Consider the following 20765-nt stretch of genomic DNA (forward strand, 5'->3'; position numbering starts at 1 on the left):
GGTCGGAATCTGGCGGCAACAATACGTCAGCTACCAGGGACTCCGTCCAATGCCAGAAATGGCGTTCAGTGATGAAGAATTCCGTGCAGCCGGTATGAATCCCCTCGAAGCGAAGCAAGCGCTGCGCATTTTTGGCGAACGCGATGCAGTGCCGCTCGAGCGTTTTCGGCGCGGTTACGCCGGATGGCTGCTGACCAACCAGCAGTTCTTGGACGAGCATGATATCCTGCTCACCGAGCATGCCGAAACCATACTCCGGTGGGGCACGCACCTAACCGGAATCGTCCTTCCGCCCCGCATGTTCCTTCCCGGAACCGATCCCACCGAAGACCCTGACTGGGGGGCTTTTAACTCAGCCTGCGAAGAGTTTTTCACCCGCTGGCGATTGCAGAGCCTAGCGGGCCCGTACTTGCCGGTTCCGCTCCAGGCTTTAATCGCTGGTTCGTTTCCTTGGACGGTGGTTAAGCATTTGATGCGGGCCGGTGGCGTCTTCTTTCTGCCGGACACGATGCCCATCCCAAGCCGCGATCAAATTCGCGGTCAGTTGGATGATGCGCTACATCACGGCGAACAACCGGATCATCTGAGTGAGTGGCTCAATATAGTTCGCGCAAGCAATAGCGCACGAAATCAACTCGATCGATTCGCACGCCTGTTTGAAATCCAACATTATTGGCGGCTTCTGTGCCAGCGACACACGTCGATCCTTGAAGGAAATATTGGCCGTGTAGAAATTGCGCTCGGTCGGTTTTTCGGCATCTCACTAGGTGCTATTCACGCCGACTTGATCGAGATCAGGGAACGCCTTGGGAAAGGCTGGCTCGATCGGCCTTGGCCAATTTGATGGAATCGCCACGAAGCGAACTTGAAACGCGATGCGTTGCCGGTCAGATGTTTCTCCGCCTCGCGCGACCAACTCCGACCAGCTCATGTGGCGAAGCACGACTGCGCGGCAATCTAGCCGCCGAATGTTGGAACGGAAATCAATCGCTCGGGATAGACAACTCATCTCCCTGAAAGAAAGTCTTGTCGACGCCAGCTACTTGAGCGTCAGCATGGATTTTGAGCGTCTCGCGACGAGCAAACTTTTGGCCAGAGGAGCGGCATCCGGCTGCGCACCTATTCCAAAACGAAGTCCGTTTGAGCGGGGATTCCACACTTCCCGCGAAAGGCTTCCCGAACTGGAGGTCCGAGGCGAGGCGACCAGAACGCGATTCTGCCGGTCGAATCACCGATTCGGGCGGCCAACGCGCGAACGATCGCCAGCCAGATCTTTGACCGCGCGCAGATTGCAAGAATTACTGCCGCTCACGCGCCGCCTAACTTCGAGATTTCGTCGCGTAGCTTGGCTGCCGCCTCGTAATCTTCCCTCGCCACGGCCCGTTTCATCTCGAGCCTCAACCGCGCCAGCAAGCTGTACTGACCAATGCCGGCTTCCCCGGGTCGATCCGCCAATTGATTACCTCGATCAACCGGCCGACTTTCCGAAGCGGCATCGAAGGAATTCGAGCCGCATCGTTCCGCTTCAAGTTGTTCACGGCGCTCGAGCATCGCCAGAGTGTGAAAATCCGGTCGAAGGGGAGACAATTCGATTGCCGCAACTTCCGCCATGTCTACCTCCCCGCGCCGATCGAGTAGCAGTTTCTTGTGCCGGTGGTAAGTCGCGCGGGATTCACCGCAAGCGACCTTGAATGCCCTTTCGCGCGCTGCTTCCGGCGCTGACAGTCGGTCGAATTCTCGATCCGCCATGAGCTTGGCGACCAGGATCAAACCGGGATCCGCCGCACTCTCCAGCGTTCGCAAAATCAAGCTTCGCCAATCAAGGCCCGATTCCTTGTGTTTGGCGGCGGTGACGTAGAACCGGAAGCTGGAATTCGTCATCAAATAGAGATGATTGTCGATGAAGTGGAAGATCTCCTCGTCGGCGAACCAACCTCCGCGACCGACTTCCCTGTGGATTTCGAGGGCGGTCGGACGGAATAAGATCAGCACGCCCCGATCATGCAGGGCGGTGATATTCCGATTCAGGCTGTTCCACTCGTTGGCGAGAATGCAGACGCGACTAATCGAATCGAAACTTGGAGGCGCGCCGTGGCCTGAACCTGTGGATGGGGAACGGGCGCTGCCCCATTCAACTCTCTTGAGCGGTTTGGTCTCGCACACGCATTTCAACATGGCGGTGTTGTCGCTCGATTTCAGCAGGCCATCCAAATCGTCTAACACAAGGGGGTCGCGCCGGAACTCATAAAGCTTCCGATAGAGGTCATACGGCGTGTGCTTTCCCTTGATCAGGCCCCATTTCCCGGCGCCGTGGACCTCCTGCATGGCGCGAACCACGGTTTCACTTTTGCCCAGTCCCCCGGCTCCGATAACGGTAAACAGGTCGTAAGATCCCAATGCAAACGCCCGGGCTAGGCTCCGGAATTCGCCGAACTCCGTGACAAGCAGTGCGTGTGGTGGATTCTTTTGCTTATCGCGCATATGCCCTTCCCGGAACTTGGCTCCGATTCTGTAGAGATCGCCGTTTCCGCGACTCCGTTTCTCGATGCTAACTGCGAAGCGTGAGACAATGAGACGAATTGTCTCATTGTCTCGACGAACGGCGATTCTTCTCTTCGTTGCGCGAATAGGATTATCCGGCAGGTAGCAGCAGCAACCCAGTTAGACCGCATGGATGCGCTATAACTAGTGGAGTCGATCAAGGCAGTCGGCGGCGAGCCGGCCAGAACGAAGCCTGAAACGCCGATTTCCCCGAACTCTGTGGGCAAAGCGGCTGGCGGTCGCGAGCAGATCCGTCCGTCAATACCAAGCATCTAGGCGACGGTGGCGCGTAGCGAAGGCGCGACGGCGGCGGTCCATTGGCCGTCCGCCTTGGCGGCTCTCATTTTCAGTGAACTTACGTCAATGGCGAAATCGCAACCTGTTGAAAACGAGTTCACGTGCCGAGTGATGGGCTCAGTTTCGCGAGAATTCCTTTGGCGCGGCTCCGCCAAATGTTGGGAAATCCCTTTTCTTGTTTATGTCTCGTTTTCGCCCGGAATTAAGCTCGGCGCGTCAGGCGAGCCAAGCTCCTTCGGCTTTCTGTGGCCCGTCGTTGATCGCTATTCCATCCCCATGTACTTATGACGCGTTTTTCGTTGAAATCAAGCTGCCTCACATGCTCGATCTTTCAAAAGATCACGAGAGACCTTCAGTCAGCATCCCGTCACGTACCGACGGAAGGACTTTGCGGTCCGTCCACGACTCCAAGTGTTATTCCGCTGGTCCTGTCGAATCGTCAACCAACGCTCGTAAGCGTGCAAGTAAATCAAGCTGACCACGACCATGCCTCTGCAGCCCGTTCTTGATTTCGTCTGGGCCGTGCCAGCGGAGGATGTTGTTGATCGTGTCGACACAATCGCCGACCTTATCGAGCGCGTGATCCATAAGATATTTCACTTGCCGACTTGCACGCTCCAAGTCCGCAGGATTACGGTGCAATCTATCGTTTTGGGTAGACAACAGTCCGAGAGGACGTTGCCCTCTTTTGAGTTCGAGAAAAAAGCGATCGTCGTCCATTGTGGCACCTATTCCAAATGAGTGTTGCTCAGTTCATTGATTGTCGATCGATCGTATCAATTCCGTGAGCGGCATCCAATACCGACTGTTGTCGCGCGTGGCCGCCTAAATGATTGGCGCGGCGCTGCCGGAATCGCGTGAACGGACTTCGGACGACGAGGCGATGGCTCGGGTCCCCATGTATTTGCGAATCCTCGAACGTCTTGTCGATTCGTCGCCGACGTGCCCAAAGCACGCCAGTTGACCGATTGTAGAAAAGTTGCCTCGCCCCAGGAACACTGCTAGATTCATCGGTGAACTTCGCGAAGGGATGTAAATGTTCAAGTTCATTCATGCGGCCGATCCGCACCTCGACAGTCCGCTTCGGGGATTGGAACGCTACGAGGGAGCCCCGGTCGATGAGATCCGCGGTGCCACACGCCGTGCCCTCGAAGCGTTGATCGATCTGGCAATCGTCGAGCAGGTTGCATTCGTCCTGATTGCGGGCGACATCTTTGACGGCGATTGGCGAGATTACAACACGGGATTGTATTTCGTTTCGCAGATGGCCCGCCTGCGTGAAGCGGGGATCCCCGTATACGCGACATCTGGCAACCACGATGCGGCAAATCGAATGAGCCGCGCGCTCAAGCTGCCAGACAACGTGCGCTACTTGGCGACGGACCGGCCGGAAACCGCGGTTTTGGATCGGTGGGACGTGGCGGTCCACGGGCAGGGATTTGCGACGGCTGCAGTGCGCGAAGATCTGTCCTTGGGATACCCTCGAGCCAGACCAGAGCTATTCAATATCGGTATGCTGCACACGTGCGCCACTGAAAGGGAGGGCCATGATGCTTACGCCCCTTGTACGATCGAAGGCTTGAAGTCGAAAGGTTACGAGTATTGGGCCTTGGGGCACGTCCATTGTCGTGAGAAATTGTGCGCCGATCCGATGGTCATGTTCCCAGGCAATCTGCAGGGGCGGCACATCCGAGAAACGGGACCCAAGGGATGTCTCGTCGTTACGGTTGAAGATGATCGCGCCGTAACCGCCGATTTCCGCCCGTTGGACGTCTTGCGCTGGGAGCGAGCCTCTGTGGACGTTGGTCAATCGCCTGACCTCGATGACGTGCTCTCTCGCGTGCGTCGATCGTTGACGCAGCTCCAGCGGCGAGCCGACGAGCGAATCCTCGCGGTCCGTCTAGAGCTGACGGGGACGACACCTGGGCACCAAGAGTTATTGTCAAGGCGCGAGGCGCTGATCAATCAGATTCGGGCTGCCGCCATCGATGTCGGCGCCGGAGGGCTTTGGCTAGAAAAGGTTGAGGTGCTAACGCGAGAAACACAAACTGCTGGCGATTACCGCTCGAAAGCAGAAGGCCCGCTTGGCACGCTCGCCGAAGTGGTGAGATCCCTACGAGATAATCCCGAGGGGTTGCGACAGCTCATGAGTTTTTCCGACTTGGCGACAAGATTGCCAGCCGAACTGACTCAAGGTGCCGGGGAATTGCGGTTCGATGATCCGGAATGGTTGTCGGCCGTGTTGAGTGAGGTCGAACCGCTCTTGGTTGACCGACTACTGGGGAAGGGAGCCGCGTCGTGAGAATCGATCGGCTGAGATTCTCGGCCTTCGGACCGTTCACGGGCCGGGAGATCGATCTATCGGCGGGCAACCAAGGACTCCATGTCATCTACGGGCCGAACGAGGCTGGAAAGAGTTCGGCGCTCCGTGCGCTCCGCCATCTGCTTTACGGGATCCCGCCACGGACGCCGGACAACTTCGTCCATCCGTACGAGCAAATGCGTATTGGGGGGATCCTTCAAGCTGCCGACGGCACTGCGCTCGAAGTCGTTCGTCGCAAAGGCCAGCGCCATACGTTGCGCGGCGCTGACGACGACGTGCCGTTGGATGACGACTTGCTCACCAGGTTCTTGGGGGGGATCGACCAGAGCGTGTTCGATACGATGTTCGGCATCGACCACAAGACGCTTGTGGCCGGCGGCGAAGCGATCGTCAAGGGGAGTGGTCGCGTGGGCGAGCTGTTGTTTGTGGCTGGAGCCGGACTGGCACAATTGAACACGCTGCAGAAACAGCTTCAGGACGAGATGAGCAATCTGTTCAAACCGAACGCACAAGTGCCTCGAATCAACCGATCACTGCGGGAGTTGCGTGAGGCGCGAGACGATTTGAAAGCGAGCATACTACCAGTCGCGGAGTGGCAAAAACACGACGGGGCCTTGCGAGAATCCGAGTCGCGATTGACGAAACTAAATGACCATCTTCGGGAAAAACAAGCCGATTGCAACCGGTTGATGCGCATCAATCAAGCCCTGCCGACGCTCGGACGTTGGAAATCAGCCACGATGGCACTTGTGCCGCTTAGCGACGCGCGGATTCTGGCAGACGATTTTTCGAGGCGGCGAACTGATGCGATGGCGAGGTTGCAAAGCGCCAAGCAGAAGGAACAAGAGGCGGTTGAGCGGCGAGAGCAGTTGGTTCGCGACCTGGAGCCGCTCGTCGTCTCGGATATCCTCCTGAATGACGCCGACTCGATCGAGCAACTTCGGGAACGGCTGGGCAGCCACCGCAAAGCCGGGCTCGATCGCCCCGGACTTGCCACGGCGCATCAGGGCGCCGAGGACGGCGCCCGGGAGATCCTCAGGACCTTGGGTAGGCCAACGAAATTAGACGGTGTCGAATCTTTGCGATTATCTCGTGACAGGACCCTTCGAGTGCAGAACTTGGCGAACCGGCAAGCAGGTTTGGTTCAATCGCTGGACAGGGCCTTGGAGGATTGTTCCGGACTCCGTGGTCTTATCGAGCAGATCAAACGCGCCGTTGCCACCGCGGCCGCGCCAGCCGACCCGACGAAGTTGCGTACCGCTGTGGAGTACATCCAATCGCAAGGCGACCTCCAGCAGCAAAAGGTCGTTCTTGAGGCGGAAATTGAAACGCTCGCTCAGGATGCCGAAGTGCGATTGCGGCAGCTTAGGTTGTGGTCGGGCACGCTTGAGGAGCTTGAGCGACTTGCCGTCCCAGATGAGGAGACAATCGACCGGTTCGAACACGATCTCAGGGATTCGACCGCACAACTCGATGCTTTGGATCGCCGTCGAACTGAAGCCGACGGAGACCGGCAAGCCTTAATCGAACGGCTGGAACAGTTGGAGGCGACTCGCGAGATCCTGACTTTAGAGAGTCTCAATTCTGCGCGTCGGCAGCGCGAGGAAGGCTGGCAACTCGTGCTCGAAGTTTGGCGAGACGGGAAGCCGGATTCCGCCCGCGTGGAGGGTTTTGTTCGACACTTTGCCTCCGCCAATGAGCTGACGGAAGCGTACGATCGCAGTGTCCATGCAGCGGATGAGGTCGCTGATCGTCTGCGACAGGACGCTGAACTTGTCGGAACCAAGTCCAAGTTGCTGGCAGACGAGCAGCAGACATCCGATCGCCTTTCCAAGTTCGACGCCGAGATCGCGGACAGGAAGGCGGAACATGCTGGGTTGCTGGAGGACTGGAAGAATAACTGGACCAAGGTGCCGATCGCCGTGTTGACCCCGCGAGAAATGCGCGCCTGGCGAAATAAACAACAGGCGCTTGTCGGCACCGCGGCCCTGTTGCGGGCCAAGAGGCTGGAAGCAGATCGAATTTGGGGGCGAATCGAAGTCGCCCGCCGGGAACTGGCAGACGAACTCCAGCGGCTGGACGATGTCGAGGCTTCTGCGGACCACTCGCTGCCGGTCCTTCTCGGGCGCTCTAAGCATCGCGTCGAGATGCTCCAGGATCTTGCGACTAAGCGAAACAATCTGTCGGAGGAGTTGAATAGGGCCAATGTCCAACTCGTCGGCACAGAGGACCGGCTCGCGAAGGCCGAGCGACAACTTAACCATTGGAAAACTGACTGGACCGCCGCGATGGACGAACTCGGGTTGGAGCACAATGCTACCGCCGAGCAGGCGAACAGTGTGATCGAAGGGCTGACGCAATTGTTTCAGAAGCTCCATGATGCGCGTCAGCTTGCCTTGCGAATTGACGGCATTGATGAAGACGCCCGTCAATTCGCTGAAGATGTGGCCGGAGTTCTCGAGCGATTGGCGCCCGATCTGGCGAATCGTCCGATTGCCGAAGCGGTGACCGATCTGAACTTCCGGCTTACTGAATGTCGCAAGGCACAGAGCCGTTGCGAGTCCCTCGAACGGAAGCGGCAAGACGAAGATAAGAAATGCAAGCAGGCGCGAAAGCTCATCGAAGATGCCGAGTTAGAGCTTGCGAATCTGTGTCAGGAAGCTGGCTGCCAAGGCCCCGATGAACTGGCCGGGGCAGAAAACCGCTCCTCACAACGTCGTGATTGGACCCGGAAGATGCAGGAGCTGGAAGCTCAGCTTTCCCTATGGTGCGGCGGCCGCCCCTTGCCGGACTTTGCCGCCGAGGCGGAAGCAGAGCCTGCCGACATCCTGGTCCCTAGAATCGACGATTTGACGCGGGAAGTCGACGAACTTGCCAGCCAACGTGAGAGCGTGCTGCAAACGATCGGCAGCGAACGGAATGAGTTGGCCCGTATGACCGGTAGTGGCAATGCCGCGGCCAAGGCCGACGAATGTGAGTCGCTGCTTGCCCGTTTGGAGGCTGACGTCCGACAACTCGCCGTGCTACGGATGGCTGCGGCCGTGCTCCGAGCCGCCATCGAACGGTACCGAGAAGAGAATCAAGGGCCGGTGTTGGAGCGCGCCAGTCGGCTTTTCGCATTGTTGACGCTGGGTTCCTTCACTGGATTGCGCACGGATTTCGATGAAGATGGCCAGCTCATACTCTTGGGCGTGCGCGCTGACGGGAAGACCGTTCGCGTTGCAGGAATGAGTGACGGGACAGCCGATCAACTTTACTTGGCGTTGCGACTGGCCAACCTCGAGCATTGGTTGACAGCCCACGACCCAATTCCGTTTGTCGTGGACGACGTCTTGTTGAATTTCGATGACGATCGGACAGCGGCGGCGATGCGCTGCCTTGCCGAGCTGTCTCACAACATGCAAGTGGTCTTGTTCACCCACCACCGACATGTCGTGGAAGTCGGCCGCCGGGAGTTGGCGCATGAGTTGTTTATCCACGAACTCTAGGCCAACGGACCGGCGAAAGCCCACTGAGCCGACTATGCCAGAAGAAAAAGAAGCTCCAATCCGGCGTTTGGCCGTGATCGCCGTCCATGGCGTCGGCTATCACGAGCCGGGAGCAACAGTGCGGGACGTGGCAAACCTGCTCCTAACCCAATCGGAGAGCGCGATCAGGTATAGCCCGTTTGAGGCAACGGACATAAGCATCGCGACGAGACCCGTGTACGTTCCACTCGAAACCCCAACGGCTCCCGACCGGTCGCCGTCGGCCGGTCAGTTCGAGGCCAACCGGGAAATCACCGCCAGGAAGCGGGACAGGGCCACCGCCCCTCGACCCGACACCGGTTTGTTCGAGGAGCGTTCGGAGTTTGTACTGAATTTGCACGCCGCCGGCCCGCCCGCGACAAAGCAAGAACGCACTGACCTAGCGGCTTCAGAGCAGGCGACAGGTTTTGCCAAGGCCGACGACGACGGTTACGCCTTGGGTTTCATGCGCGACCAACTGCGCGGCAAGTCTTCGACGAAGGGCGATACCGTCTACAAAGTCGATCGCCTCAACGCCGCGCCTCGCCATGCGGAAAAGCCAGACGTCGAATCGCAGCCCGGCGAACAACCGCCAGGCAAGCCCTCGCCAGACGGCAACACTGTTTTCGAAACTCAGCGTCTCAACGCAATCCGCCGCCAGGCGGAAATGCCTGACGTCGAGTTGCATGTCTATGAGATGTATTGGTCAGACCTCTCACGGATCGGCACTTGGGTGGTTAGAATTCTTGCCGAACTCTATCAGCTTCTCCTGCATTTGGGGAGTCTCGGGCGACTGACGGCGGATTTTGCCCTTGCGGAACACCGGCTGGACTCAAGCAGACTCAGCTGGGCGCGATTCGATTTCTGGGTCCGAATGTCGGTCCGGATATTCACATTGCCGATTCCGATCTTGCATCTGCTTTTGCTGGCCCTTGTCTTTATGCCGATCCCCGGTCAACTGCTCGGCGTCCGGGGCGCGGCGCTCGCTGCGCCGATCTTGCTCGGCCTTTTGGCCGCGGTCCTCGTCGTTTGGCGCCTGTTACTTGAGAGGCGTCCGCCATGGCTGGTCTGGCTCCTTGCGCCGCCTCTAGTGGCCGCCGGCGGAGTGCTGATTGGCAATTGGTTAATCAGCCCGAACGCGCAAGGTGTCGGTCGGCTTAGCAGCTTCCAACTGCTCGCGCTCGAATGGTGCGTCGTGGCCGCGGCAATCTTGAGCTGGGGCATGCGCTTGTACGACAACGTTCGCCCCGGAGCGAAGCGAATCGGTTGGATCATCGGCGGCATACTTGCCGTGTTGACGCTCGTGCAGCTCCTGCAAGCGAACGGCTCGAATACGGCCATCTTCTCGGCCGCCCTGAAGTTAGTGGAGTCGCTTGTTCTCGGTTTGTTCGCGTGTTGGCTGGTCTTACTGGCCTGCGAGTGGCTGGTATTTCTCACGGGCTTCTGGGCATTGTGCGCGACGCGGCGGTTCCCACCGGAAGTGAAAGACCGGGCCAAGCGCGCAGTGCATACCGCTTGGCTCGCCTTATCACTCCCAAACGTGCTGTTCTTGATCATCACCCTGGTCCTTTTTCGGGCCATGAATCAAGCCGCGGTCGCAGTGTTTCCCAGCGACCTGCCTCTCTATCATCCCTGCTGGCTGCTGCGCGAGCTGGCCCGCTTTCCCGAGCAGTTGTCGGCGGTTGACTTCCACGACAAGCTGATTGTTGCCAGTGCCACGCCAGCGTTTCTGATCGTCTTGTTCGCGCTCGCCGCGACGGTGGTCATGGCCGTCTGGGGGCTGATGCCGGTAGTCCTGTATGACCTGGTACCCCCGACGAAGAATTCTGACGCGCTCTCGCAAACGCTCGGGAATTGGCTGAATTATGGATACCGCTTGCTGGCGATCGCGGGCTTTATCTTGTATTTCGCGTTTCCGTTCGTTCTCAGCGGAGGTCTGCTGGCGGAGTTTTTGGGGATTCCGGTGCCGCTCCTCTCAACAGTCGCCACGCCACAGTTGCTCGGCCTCTTGGCGGTTGGGGTGCTGGGCTCGGCTGGCGGCCTGCTCGCCTTCAACGGCCGCCTGGAGAAGGTGGCCCTCGGTTTTCGCACGGCCCTGAATACGATCTTGGACGTAGATTGTTGGCTGCGCGAGCACCCGCGAGGCGAAAACCCGCGCGCCAGGATCTGCGCGCGCTATGTGTCGCTACTCCGCCATATCTGGGCCTGGCGAGACACGCGCGACGACGGCCGGTACGACGGCGTCATCATCGTGGCCCACAGCCAGGGAACGGCAATCAGCGCCGAGCTATTGAGATTCCTCCACAAGTACCCCGACCCAGAGCTTGGCCGACTTGACGAAGGGGACGTGCCCCTGGCTTTGTTCACGCTCGGTTGCCCGCTTCGCCAACTTTACGGCTGGCGGTTTCCTCACTTGTATGCGTGGGCGAGGCACACTGACACGACTCGCTGGAGCCGCGGCGCCCCCCGATTCATTCCGGCAAACCAACTGCCTGATCCTACACAACTCGGTGTGCGGAAATGGGTCAATGCATTTCGTAGCGGCGACTATGTCGGACGCTACCTATGGCGGAGCGACGCGTGCGATTATCAATGGGACTGGTCGGAAAAGGGGCTGACGGTTTCGGAGGATCAGGCCGGCGTGCGCCGGGAGTTCTGCATTGGGGCCGGTGGACACATTCACTACTTTGACAGCACGGCGCCGCAAATTGCCGCCGAATTAAATCGGTTGATCAGCAAATTCTGAATAGCTACAAACCGTCTGGCAGGAGCGCGCGACCAGCCACAGCACGGCTAACGAAGATGTCGCCGCCGTCGCTAATCGTGAGCGGCTAAAGGCGAGATGTGCCGAGAACCTTGCCCGCAATGTGGGATCGATGGCGGAGTTCGAGCGAAAAGGGCCCGCCGGACTCAAAAGGCGGTTAACGGCTTTGGTAATCAATCGTCGCATCTCATTGCAGAATCGTTGGTTTCGATCTTTCTTCACGCACGTTCTGCTGCGTAATTCCGAAATCCTTCTGCACTCATTTCGATCGAATTGGCGTGACATCGCTTGCGAAGTGCGCTAACTCCGCCGCTTCGCGCGGGCAATCTCCTTTAAAGAAGTAACCTTCAGTTTCTTTCCGCGTGATTCGCTCCGGTGACCACGGCGGTCTTCCTTTGCAAAGCTCCTCCTCTTTGCGGCCGACCCGCTGACCTGGGTCCACTTCCCGTTCTTGAGCACGAGCTGGTAGCCGCCGGAGAGGATCTGAAATGGCTTTTTGACCTTGTTGAGGCGGTCGAATTGGGTTGAGCCGGCCTTGCGAAAAGCTTCAAAGTAGGATGGATATACGAAGTCGCTCATCGCAACGCCCTTGACGGCGAAGCTGAGTGCCTCGACCGGATCCGCACTTTCGTATGCATAGCTGAGCTTCGGGTCGGGGCCCGTCGTCATCATGTTGATGGCGGGATCGACCAGCATCTCGACGAGTTCGTGAGACGCCGACACGCTCACCAGGTCGTGGTTCTGTAGTGTCGTTCGAACGAACACTTTGGAGAGCGGAAAACCGTCTGGTGTGAGATCGTGGTAGGCGAGTGCTCCCGGCTGATCTGCATTGTCGAGGAAGACCATACCCCAGGAGTTCTTCACAAAGTTGACCGACTTGATCAGCTTCGCGGGCGTGCCCCAGACGGGTGCCACATGTTCGTCGACGTAGGCCTGCATCGCCGCGATCAGGGCGTCGAAGTCGACACCAAGAGCGGTCGTGGCCTGATTGAAACACGCAATGCTGGGAATTTGTCCCTTGTCGAATGCGCCAAACGTGGGTTTCGCAGTAGTCATATATTCTCCATCTGGGAAGGGAACAAGGCTTCCGCCAGGTTGAAGAAGTGACGGCGGGCTGCTTCGGAAGCGGATTAGAACCGTTCTTTACGGCGCAATCAAGCATCCGCTTTGTGATCCGTGGGTACGTCACAAAAGACCTTCACTTTGCCGGATTGCCGCCGACAGTTGGCCCCAGGCGGCGATAACCACTTGCGAATCGGCGTCAAACAACGACGCGTCGAGACAGTTTGGAGCGTCCGATTTGCAGCGAGTCCAGCTAGAACCACCTTGGCAAGCGGCTTTGAACCCCGCTGTACCCACAAATAGCCCGCTCTGCGACGGGCAGATTCTCGGCCAGACGGCTAGCCCACAGCGTCAGCCAAACAGCCACCAGTGCCATCAGCCCGACGCACATCTTGAAAACCGAGACTGCCCAAACCCCGACATTCTGGAGGTATTCCCAACTCACGCCAGACCCGAGCAGCGATTGGAACCGAGCGGGCCGAGCGGACAGAAGAACGAGGAACAGAATCCAAACTAGGCCAAGAAATCCTATTTCGGCGTCACGCAATTCGCATCACTGGGTACAGGTTGAAGCGCTCGTCCCAAGATGCATGCCGGCGGGCAAAAAACTCCAGGCGCGCGGCTGAACTCTTGGCGAATTCAGGGTCGTCAGAGAGCTTCTTCTTGAAATCGGCTGTCAGCGCGGGATCTGCTGCCAGATGAGCGTGCGACGTCTTCAGCGACGTAATCTTCCATGTACTCCTTCTTCTCAAAGGCGGCGTTGAACGCTCCCCACGCGGCCAACGAATCCGGCGCCTGCGGTTCGAACAAGGCCATCACCAGCCGCGCCTTGGCCTGCGCGATCGGCACTAACAATGCCCCGGCGCCAAGGTCGCGCGTTTCCGGTTTCCACGCACCTTCAAGTGACAGGTACTGGTGGCCTTCAATCGGTCGCGGGCTGAAACTGACTTTGTCGGCGCGGAAAGTCTCGACCGCAATCTTCAAGAGCGGTACGGACAGGACTCGGAAAGCGATGTCGTGTTGTTTGAACTTTTCCGCGACCCATGCCGAATGCGCGGCGGGCACCAGATAGCCGGCCTGCGGGGCGGTGACGCTAATGCCGGGCCGCACGTCGTCGCGTAGCGGCACTTTCCAGATCTGCGGCTTGCTCTCGTCGTAATGGGTCATCAGCGCGCCAGAGATATCGGAGATCGCGCGGGTGCCGGAGGCGAGTCGCCGATGCGTCGTAAACTCAGGCGATGTGGGCGCTCGCGATGTTTACAATGTTGCGTGGGATTGATGCTCCGCCGGCTCGTACAGTGATAGGCCTCACGATTCGCGCATTTCCGGTACAATTGCCGTTGGGGTAGTCGCGGCCAGAGGAGAGTTGGATGAACTCCACGCGTTCGGTCACTGCAGCACAGAGCGGTGCGTTCGTCGAAATGTTTGAGCTATCGCCGACTGCCGACGGCCCGCTGGTCGGACTGAGGTTCGCCGTAAAGGATTTGATCGACGTGGCGGGGACGTTGACGGGTTGCGGCAATCCAACCTGGCACGATACGCATCCGCCGGCTGCCGTACATGCGGTCTGCGTCGAGCAGTTGTTGGCTGCCGGAGCGCATTGCGCCGGCAAGACGGTGACCGACGAAATGGCCTTCAGTCTGATCGGAGAGAACCACTTTTACGGCACGCCACTGAACCCGGCGGCGCTTGATCGCGTGCCGGGCGGGTCGTCGAGTGGCTCGGCCTCGGCCGTCGCTTGCGGGTTGGTCGATTTCGCCCTTGGGACCGACACGGGCGGCTCGGTACGCGTCCCGGCAAGCAATTGCGGCATCTGGGGGCTGCGACCGTCGCACGGTTTCGTCTCGGTGGCCGGAGTTATGCCGTTTGCTCCGACATTCGACACCGTCGGCATTCTGGCGCGCAGCGCCAATGTGCTTCGACGGTCGGCGGAGGTGCTGTTAGCGGGCGAAGCCAAAATCGGCAGCGAGCGGCCGACTGTTCATCTGTTGGACGATGCATTCGCTCTGGTCGATCCGGATGTTCGCCAAGTTCTGGAACCGGCGATCGAGCGATTGCGGGCATTGTACGGCCAGCGCGTTCAGTCCATTTCACTCGCGCAAATCTTCGGCGACGGACCCGGTCGGCGGTGGGAGGCGTTGCTCGACACTTACTGCGTGCTGCAATGGACGGAGATTCGCAGTTCGCTGGGCGCCTGGATCGCCGCGGAGCGGCCACAGTTCGGGCCGGCGACCGCGGCAAGTTTCAAGCTGGTGTATGATCTCGAACGCCCGCGGGCGCGCGCGGCGATTGAACTTCGAGAAGCGAGTTACCGAGCTCTGCGCCAAGCGATTGGTCCGAACGATCTATTGTGTCTTCCGACGGTCCCCTGTTCCGCGCCCGCGAAGGCGAGCAACGCCCAAGACCGCACCAGCGGTTATTATCGCAAGGCTTTGTCGCTCACCTCGATGGCGGGCATCGGCCGGCTGCCGCAAGTCTCGCTACCGTTGGCGAGCACGGCGAATTCGCCGGTCGGCTTGTCGCTCATCGGCGCCCACGGACAAGACCTGTTCCTGATCGGCGCGGCCGAGGCAATTGGCCCCGCAATTGGAACTAGTGAGAATTAGCGCGGGCTTCTGTCTTAGTTATCCCCTCACCTTAGCACAACGCGCATTGTCAAATGGCGTTCGCACCCTGACGCCCGCTCAGTGCGGGATTTCTTCGAAGAGATCCTTGATCTCCAAGACGTATTCCCATTCGTCGGGGCGAAGCGCGATATCGGCACGCATTGCAAATCCGATTCCCTGCACTCCCTTGCTGGGGTCGCCAGACAATGTATTTACTGCAACGACACGCCCGTATTTGTTTACTAGCGGACCTCCACTATTCCCGTGATTGATTGGGGCACTTGTTTGCAGCATTATGTCCGCGCGCTTTCCGGAGATGATTCCCTGCGTAACGGTGTTGTCCAGACCGAGAGGGTTTCCGATTGCGACAACCTCTTCGCCGACTTTGATCGATTCAAACGACGCGATCGGGGCCAATGTCTGCAATTCTGACGACTCGACCAGCACAATCGCAAGATCGACATCAGGGCTCTTCGCGAGCGCCGCCACTCGCCCCAACACAGTCGTCTTTGAGGTTAGTACGACCCGGCAGCGGCTCGGCAAGGTTGCCCTTGAAATAAAGGAGTTCTCGCCGACGGTCAAAACGTGCTTGTTGGTCAATAGAAGGTGTCGATCGCCGCGGCTGGCGATAACAAAGCCAGTTCCTAGCCCTTCGGAAGTCTCGATGCGGACAACGCTCCGATTGCCGCGTTCGGCAATCCTCTCGATCCAGTCGCTTGGCACGTTCCTTGCGTCTTCGGATGTCGCTTCGATTCGGGCCGGTCGCGTCTCGCCGCCCGCCACCGGTTGAATTACGTCGCTTGCGCTGGGTACCGTATCGAAATCCACCGCCGGATCCGTGTCGGGCGACTCTTTCGATGGCACCGGAGCGACGAGCGGCGGCGTGGAATTGAAATGTGGCACCTCGTCACGACGCGGCATCTTCTTTTCGGACGCGGCGTCGATCGATCCGGCCCAGGAAGCAACAATGACAATGATTCCAACCAGCGCGATTCCCGCCAGCGCGACAAAACCAGGGTCCAAAGGAGCGACTCGCATCGCGCCGCCCGATACTCGATTAACTTTTGCGTCGTGCTCGGCGCGCTCGACATCGGTCATTTCGATGGCCGTTGCGGACGGCAACGGCGGTGGCAGCCGCGTCGCTGTGAAATTGAAAACGCCTGCTACGCGCCTGGCCACGATCCACGAACCCTTTCGCCCTTGCCTAACCTGTGCCTCCGGCTCAAGGCGCCCCTGCCGAGCCATCACCGCCAAGTCGTTCAAGGCCAACGGCCCGACATGACGTGAGCCGCTCAAATAATACCAGTCGCGAGACATCGCCTGATTCGGAATTGGGGTTGCGGTAATACAGCCATCTTGCCTGTGGCGATTCCACTCTCATTGTGGGAGCCGTGAATAGAGCTGTCAATCGAAAGGGCTGAAGCCACAGGGCCTTTGATTTTTTCAATTTGGGAACCGCACAATAGCCCGACGCGCAAGCGAGGGTTTCAGTTTTCCAGGGTAATTCTCTCGCTTGCGCTTCGGGCTAGTGAATGAAGCGGTCGTCGCAAACCTCCTGGTTTGAAAAAGTAAAAGGCCCTGGCTGAAGCCAAACAAGCGCCCATTTTCTCTCGTTGCTTGTTGCCGATCGACTTTTAGACCCTTGACGCGTCCCCCCCTGCCTGCCCTAATGACTGTACTTATGTATTTCTCGCGGGATTCCCCCGCACGCAGCGGACGCGCCCATTCCGCTTCTCTCCGGGCGATCGGAATTGCAGCCGGCCATGAATTCCAACGGCTCAAAACCGCCGCAGCGGATCACTCTGGTGAATCGGGTAACCTGCCCGCATTGCTGGAATGTCTTTCCGCCCGAGCAGGCTCTATGGATTGCCCAGCACCCTGACTTACTCGGCGACCCGCGGCTCGGCGCGGAGCAGCCGCTCCGCTTCTTGCCCACTCGGTTTAATATCGAGGGCGCGGCGATCGACGCGCGGGGGTTTCCCTGTCACGGCTTGGCCTGCCCGAAATGCCATCTGCCGGTGCCGCGGGCGCTGTTCGAGATGCAGCCGATGTTTCTATCGATCCTCGGGGCGCCGGCGTGCGGCAAATCGTATTTCTTGGCGGCGCTCACGTGGCAATTGCGCAACGTGCTGCCCAAGCAATTCTCCCTGACTTTCGGCGATGCCGATCCAATTTCGAATCATCGCCTCCACGAATACGAAGAATTGCAGTTCCTCAATCCCAATGCCAACGCACTTGTCGAATTGAAGAAGACCGAAGAGCAAGGGGATTTGTACGATACCGCACTGTTCGGCGAGCAGCCGGTGAGCTATCCGCGGCCGTTCATGTTCACGCTCCGCCCGGCCGAATTGCATCCGAATTACGGCGCGGCGGGAAAACTCTCGCGAGTGCTTTGCCTCTACGACAACGCCGGCGAGAGCTTCCTGCCCGGCCACGACAAGGCGACCAGCCCCGTCACCCGCCATCTGGCTTTCTCCCGGGCGCTCCTATTCCTTTTCGACCCGACGCAGGATCCGCGCTTCCGCCGCGCCTGCCAGGGCAAGACCAACGATCCGCAAATGCAAGAGCGCTCACAGCGATTGGAGCGCGAGGCGTCCGGTCGGCAGGAGACGATCTTGGCGGAAGCCGCGGAGCGCGTGCGCCGGCCTCTCGACGCGGGCCAAGCACAATCGGCCGCTCATCTTGATCGTGACGAAATACGATTGTTGGTCGAGCTTGCTCGACGATCGTCGCTTGAAAAACCCTTGGGTCGCCAGCACAAAGGGCCCGGTCTCGGCGATGAATCTCGAAGCGATTGAACAAATGTCATCGCGGCTGCGGGCCCTGTTGTGGAAACTCTCGCCAGAAATCGTCTCGGCCGCAGAGAGCTTCGCCGAGCAAGTGTTGTATTTGCCGGTTAGCGCCACGGGCCGCAGCCCGGAAATCGATCCGGCGACTGGAGCAAAGGGTTTTCGCCCGCGCGATATTCATCCGCAATGGGTGGAAGTCCCCCTGCTTTATACGCTCAGCCGCTGGGTCGATGGCTTGGTGCCGCACCTTCGGCCCGGCGCGAGCGCGACGACCGGCGTGCCGGGTTTGAATGCCATGCCGCCGAATATCGCGGGCGCGAAGGGGGCCGCCGCGGGAGGCGCCACTCCGTGAGCCTGGAACTCATCTACACCTCCGCCGCGAAAGGACTCAAGCCGGGCACTCGCGGTTTCTGCACCGTGGCGATGACCCAGGGAATGCCTCCGCAACTGGCCGACCGGCTCGAGTCCCTCAGCGGCTATCGCCAAGTTTTCGGGCCTCAAGATCCGCAAGCCGCGCTTAATCCGGTCGTGCAGAGTCATCTGCGGCTATCGGTCGCCGGACGGAACTATCACATCCTCTCGCGAATCTGCGCGGCGGGCTTGGATTACAGTCAACGGGCCAACAAGTTCGCCTATCACCTGGTGCTTGACGCCAGCGAACTGCCGCCGGCCGGGCCGGCTTGGGCGATTCTGCAATCCGGCCTGATGAAAACGGCGTGGAACGGCGCCCCGCAATTCCTGCCGGCCGGACCTCGCTGCCCGGCGGCCAATGTGGCGCCGGCAATCTGCCGGACGTGGCAGCAGGTTACGGGCGATGCGGGCTGGGGAGGCGCCTTGGCGGAGTCGGCGGTCGAGAAACCGAAGAACCCAGTCACGATCATCTTTCGGCCGGGTCTCGATCCGTTGCCATTGATTGCCGAGTCGCTAGCGCTATTGCCAGCGGAGTTGCGCTGGAATGTGACGTTTTCCACATACCACACCAAGTTGCCTCCCGGCGTGGAGTGCAACTGGCGCTGCGTTTTGCAGGGAAGCCCCGAGTCGAAAGGGACAACCGGATTGGTCATTGATCTCTGCCACCCTTTGGCGGCGGCGCAAGGCGGCGCATTGGTCGTTGCCTCGCGGTCGGGGAAGGTGCCGGCCTCGCCAGTTCCCGCTTCAAGTGGAGCCCCCGACGAGCGGGAATTGGAACTGCTGCTGGAGCCCGTCGATCTCCGCGCCCCGCGCGGCGACGAATGGATTCCCGCACCCATTTCTGCCCCCATCGCGGCGATTGAACCGTTGCCTCCACAGCTTCCGGATGGGGTCTCGCTTTCGCCGTCCATCTCGACCCGACTGCCGCGGCGCAAACCGCGATTAAAACAACCCGCCCGCTGGCCGCTTATCGCCGCTGTCGTGGTGGGTGTGCTAATTCTTGCTGGCGGCGGCGGCGTGCTCTTGCTCGCTCGAAAAGACACAAATGATGCCGGGCGAACGTCAACGGAGCCCGTCAAAGATGGGCGCAAAGAGGTCGACGCAGAATTAGCGAAAAAGCACGAGATTGAACGATTGCACGACGCCCACGCGGAGCGCGCTGCACTGAGGCAGAGTTTCCTGATTAGTGAAGGCTTGGTCGCCTTCCATTTGGGCCAAGCAAAAGTGGCCAAACTCAAGATCAAGGAAGGAATCCCGAAAGCGATCGAAATCTGGGCCGACGTCGTGGTTAACGTAGAAGAGGCTCACCGCACGATCCAACGAATCCGCGAAGCAAGGAAAACAGAAGAAAAACTGCAAGTCGCATTGGCGGACCTTCCGAGCACTGCTTCACTTCCGCCGAAAACCGCGTTCTCGCGAGCGGAAAAAAGGGCGTGGCCGATTCTAATGCGCAGTCTGCCAGAAGTAGATTATGAACTCGGCCTGATCGGTGGCGACTTCCTTACTGGCGGATACCGTCTCTTTCTCCGGGATCGACCACGGAACGAGATATCGCAGTTTTGGGATCTCAATTTGAGTTTGCTTTCGAAAAGTGGTACGAAACTCCAAGAATCTAGGATCGGCGATTTTTCGCTGGATCAGGGAAAACTACAATTTCGCTGGGACGATCGTACCGCAAAGCCCCCAATGGCGGATCAATTGGCGAACTGCGTGCTTCGGGTGAGCGCCAAGCAATCGAGTATTGTGGAAAGCAAGGCGATTGCTCTCAGGAATGCAATCACTCTACCTCCCATTGAATTCGCAGCCGTTCTCAATAATGGCGAGGCCCGGCTTTCCTTCAGACTTGATCCATTGCCTGCACAAAAAGATGCTGTCCCGAGTGCGGAATTATACCTCGTCGGGCGCGACAGCCAAAGCCACTCGATCAAAACTCTTGGCGGTACGGATACCATCATCGTTGATAACCTCATCAAGCTACGCTTGTTGACCGGGTGGGATGAATTAGTAGTCGAGTACGTTGGGGTTCCGTTGAACTGGAGTTTACCAGAAGAGAACCTACTTGCTCGCGTGATAAGGAAGTCGCCCGAGCCGACGCAGGTCAAACGCGCCCAGGTGAAAAGATTCATTGAATTCGTAAATGAGAGGTGCAAGGCAATCGAAAAGCGAAAGAAAGAACTGGAAGAGGAAAAAAGGGACGCGATCGAGGCGCAAAAGAAGGTCGACCTTACGAGCGAGATCACGAAACAAGTTGCCGAAATACACGAGCGAGAAGCGGAACGAAAGGATGCGGAGAGCCTGCTTGGGATCTTGGATGGTCTGGCAAGCCTACAGCTCGGCTACCGCATTACCTTCGCGGTTGCAGGCGATGACCGCAATTACAACGTTGATTTAGTCCGCGCAGGCGACGCGCAGGCGACCGGACGGTAAAAGGCATGGCGACATCGGCCAAGCGGCCGTAAAAGAAGT

14 protein-coding genes are annotated in these 20765 nt (G+C 59.0%); 8 read left to right on the top strand and 6 right to left on the bottom strand.

Annotated features, from left to right (window positions below; genetic code table 11):
• On the top strand, nucleotides 1–844 hold an 844-nt coding region (locus tag VGY55_14995), incomplete at its 5' end, for a hypothetical protein (protein HEV2971280.1).
• Between the two features lie 464 nt (nucleotides 845–1308).
• On the opposite strand, the gene VGY55_15000 is transcribed toward VGY55_14995, so the two are convergent.
• Together VGY55_15000 and VGY55_15005 are read right to left on the bottom strand one after the other, a co-directional pair.
• Nucleotides 1309–2337: a UvrB/UvrC motif-containing protein gene (locus tag VGY55_15000; protein HEV2971281.1), complete on the bottom strand. Its 1029-nt coding sequence runs from the start codon at nucleotides 2335–2337 to the stop codon at nucleotides 1309–1311.
• Between the two features lie 915 nt (nucleotides 2338–3252).
• Entirely contained in the window at nucleotides 3253–3558 is a 306-nt protein-coding gene (locus VGY55_15005) for a hypothetical protein (protein ID HEV2971282.1), read from the bottom strand.
• Nucleotides 3559–3874: 316 nt separating this feature from the next.
• Here VGY55_15005 and VGY55_15010 point away from each other — a divergent pair, with 316 nt between their 5' ends.
• Nucleotides 3875–5140 (top strand): DNA repair exonuclease, encoded by a 1266-nt coding sequence (locus VGY55_15010; protein HEV2971283.1) that lies wholly within the window; start codon nucleotides 3875–3877, stop codon nucleotides 5138–5140.
• Nucleotides 5137–8649 carry an AAA family ATPase gene (locus VGY55_15015; GenBank protein ID HEV2971284.1) on the top strand — a complete coding sequence of 1171 codons (3513 nt, stop codon included), beginning with the start codon at nucleotides 5137–5139 and terminating at the stop codon, nucleotides 8647–8649. The genes VGY55_15010 and VGY55_15015 overlap by 4 nt, the downstream gene beginning before the upstream one ends.
• 427 nt (nucleotides 8650–9076) lie before the next feature.
• Here VGY55_15015 and VGY55_15020 read toward each other — a convergent pair whose 3' ends face one another.
• Complete coding sequence (locus VGY55_15020) at nucleotides 9077–9355, bottom strand: hypothetical protein (GenBank protein HEV2971285.1); 279 nt, start codon at nucleotides 9353–9355, stop codon at nucleotides 9077–9079.
• Nucleotides 9356–9577: 222 nt separating this feature from the next.
• On the opposite strand from VGY55_15020, the gene VGY55_15025 reads away from it, so the two are divergent.
• Entirely contained in the window at nucleotides 9578–11413 is a 1836-nt protein-coding gene (locus VGY55_15025; protein ID HEV2971286.1) for a hypothetical protein, read from the top strand.
• A 318-nt stretch (nucleotides 11414–11731) separates the two neighbouring features.
• Here the strand turns inward: VGY55_15025 and VGY55_15030 are convergent, their stop codons facing one another.
• Both VGY55_15030 and VGY55_15035 read right to left on the bottom strand, forming a co-directional pair.
• Nucleotides 11732–12487, bottom strand: coding sequence for a hypothetical protein (locus tag VGY55_15030; GenBank protein ID HEV2971287.1), 756 nt, complete (start codon nucleotides 12485–12487; stop codon nucleotides 11732–11734).
• Between the two features lie 654 nt (nucleotides 12488–13141).
• Nucleotides 13142–13660 (bottom strand): hypothetical protein, encoded by a 519-nt coding sequence (locus VGY55_15035; GenBank protein ID HEV2971288.1) that lies wholly within the window; start codon nucleotides 13658–13660, stop codon nucleotides 13142–13144.
• Nucleotides 13661–13863: 203 nt separating this feature from the next.
• Between VGY55_15035 and VGY55_15040 the strand changes: the two genes are divergently transcribed.
• Nucleotides 13864–15099, top strand: a complete 1236-nt coding sequence (locus tag VGY55_15040) for an amidase (GenBank protein ID HEV2971289.1) — start codon at nucleotides 13864–13866, stop codon at nucleotides 15097–15099.
• A gap of 78 nt (nucleotides 15100–15177) precedes the next feature.
• Here the strand turns inward: VGY55_15040 and VGY55_15045 are convergent, their stop codons facing one another.
• Nucleotides 15178–16416: a trypsin-like peptidase domain-containing protein gene (locus VGY55_15045; GenBank protein HEV2971290.1), complete on the bottom strand. Its 1239-nt coding sequence runs from the start codon at nucleotides 16414–16416 to the stop codon at nucleotides 15178–15180.
• 446 nt (nucleotides 16417–16862) lie between these two features.
• Between VGY55_15045 and VGY55_15050 the strand changes: the two genes are divergently transcribed.
• From VGY55_15050 to VGY55_15060, 3 genes are all read left to right on the top strand, one after another.
• Nucleotides 16863–17897: a hypothetical protein gene (locus tag VGY55_15050; protein ID HEV2971291.1), complete on the top strand. Its 1035-nt coding sequence runs from the start codon at nucleotides 16863–16865 to the stop codon at nucleotides 17895–17897.
• A gap of 4 nt (nucleotides 17898–17901) precedes the next feature.
• Nucleotides 17902–18240, top strand: a complete 339-nt coding sequence (locus tag VGY55_15055; GenBank protein ID HEV2971292.1) for a hypothetical protein — start codon at nucleotides 17902–17904, stop codon at nucleotides 18238–18240.
• Nucleotides 18241–18593: 353 nt separating this feature from the next.
• Nucleotides 18594–20726, top strand: a complete 2133-nt coding sequence (locus VGY55_15060; GenBank protein ID HEV2971293.1) for a hypothetical protein — start codon at nucleotides 18594–18596, stop codon at nucleotides 20724–20726.
• The last annotated feature ends 39 nt before the right edge of the window (nucleotides 20727–20765 follow it).

It is taken from the genome of Pirellulales bacterium (assembly GCA_035939775.1).
GTDB lineage: Bacteria > Planctomycetota > Planctomycetia > Pirellulales > DATAWG01 > DASZFO01.

Bases quoted from the DNA above. Each gene is read 5' to 3' on its own strand.
- VGY55_15005 (HEV2971282.1), bottom strand. From the start codon at position 3,558: ATGGACGACGATCGCTTTTTTCTCGAACTCAAAAGAGGGCAACGTCCT.
- VGY55_15010 (HEV2971283.1), top strand. From the start codon at position 3,875: ATGTTCAAGTTCATTCATGCGGCCGATCCGCACCTCGACAGTCCGCTT.
- VGY55_15020 (HEV2971285.1), bottom strand. From the start codon at position 9,355: ATGCAACTCGACGTCAGGCATTTCCGCCTGGCGGCGGATTGCGTTGAG.
- VGY55_15030 (HEV2971287.1), bottom strand. From the start codon at position 12,487: ATGACTACTGCGAAACCCACGTTTGGCGCATTCGACAAGGGACAAATT.
- VGY55_15035 (HEV2971288.1), bottom strand. From the start codon at position 13,660: ATGACCCATTACGACGAGAGCAAGCCGCAGATCTGGAAAGTGCCGCTA.
- VGY55_15040 (HEV2971289.1), top strand. From the start codon at position 13,864: ATGAACTCCACGCGTTCGGTCACTGCAGCACAGAGCGGTGCGTTCGTC.
- VGY55_15045 (HEV2971290.1), bottom strand. From the start codon at position 16,416: ATGTCTCGCGACTGGTATTATTTGAGCGGCTCACGTCATGTCGGGCCG.
- VGY55_15050 (HEV2971291.1), top strand. From the start codon at position 16,863: ATGAATTCCAACGGCTCAAAACCGCCGCAGCGGATCACTCTGGTGAAT.
- VGY55_15055 (HEV2971292.1), top strand. From the start codon at position 17,902: ATGTCATCGCGGCTGCGGGCCCTGTTGTGGAAACTCTCGCCAGAAATC.
- VGY55_15060 (HEV2971293.1), top strand. From the start codon at position 18,594: ATGAAAACGGCGTGGAACGGCGCCCCGCAATTCCTGCCGGCCGGACCT.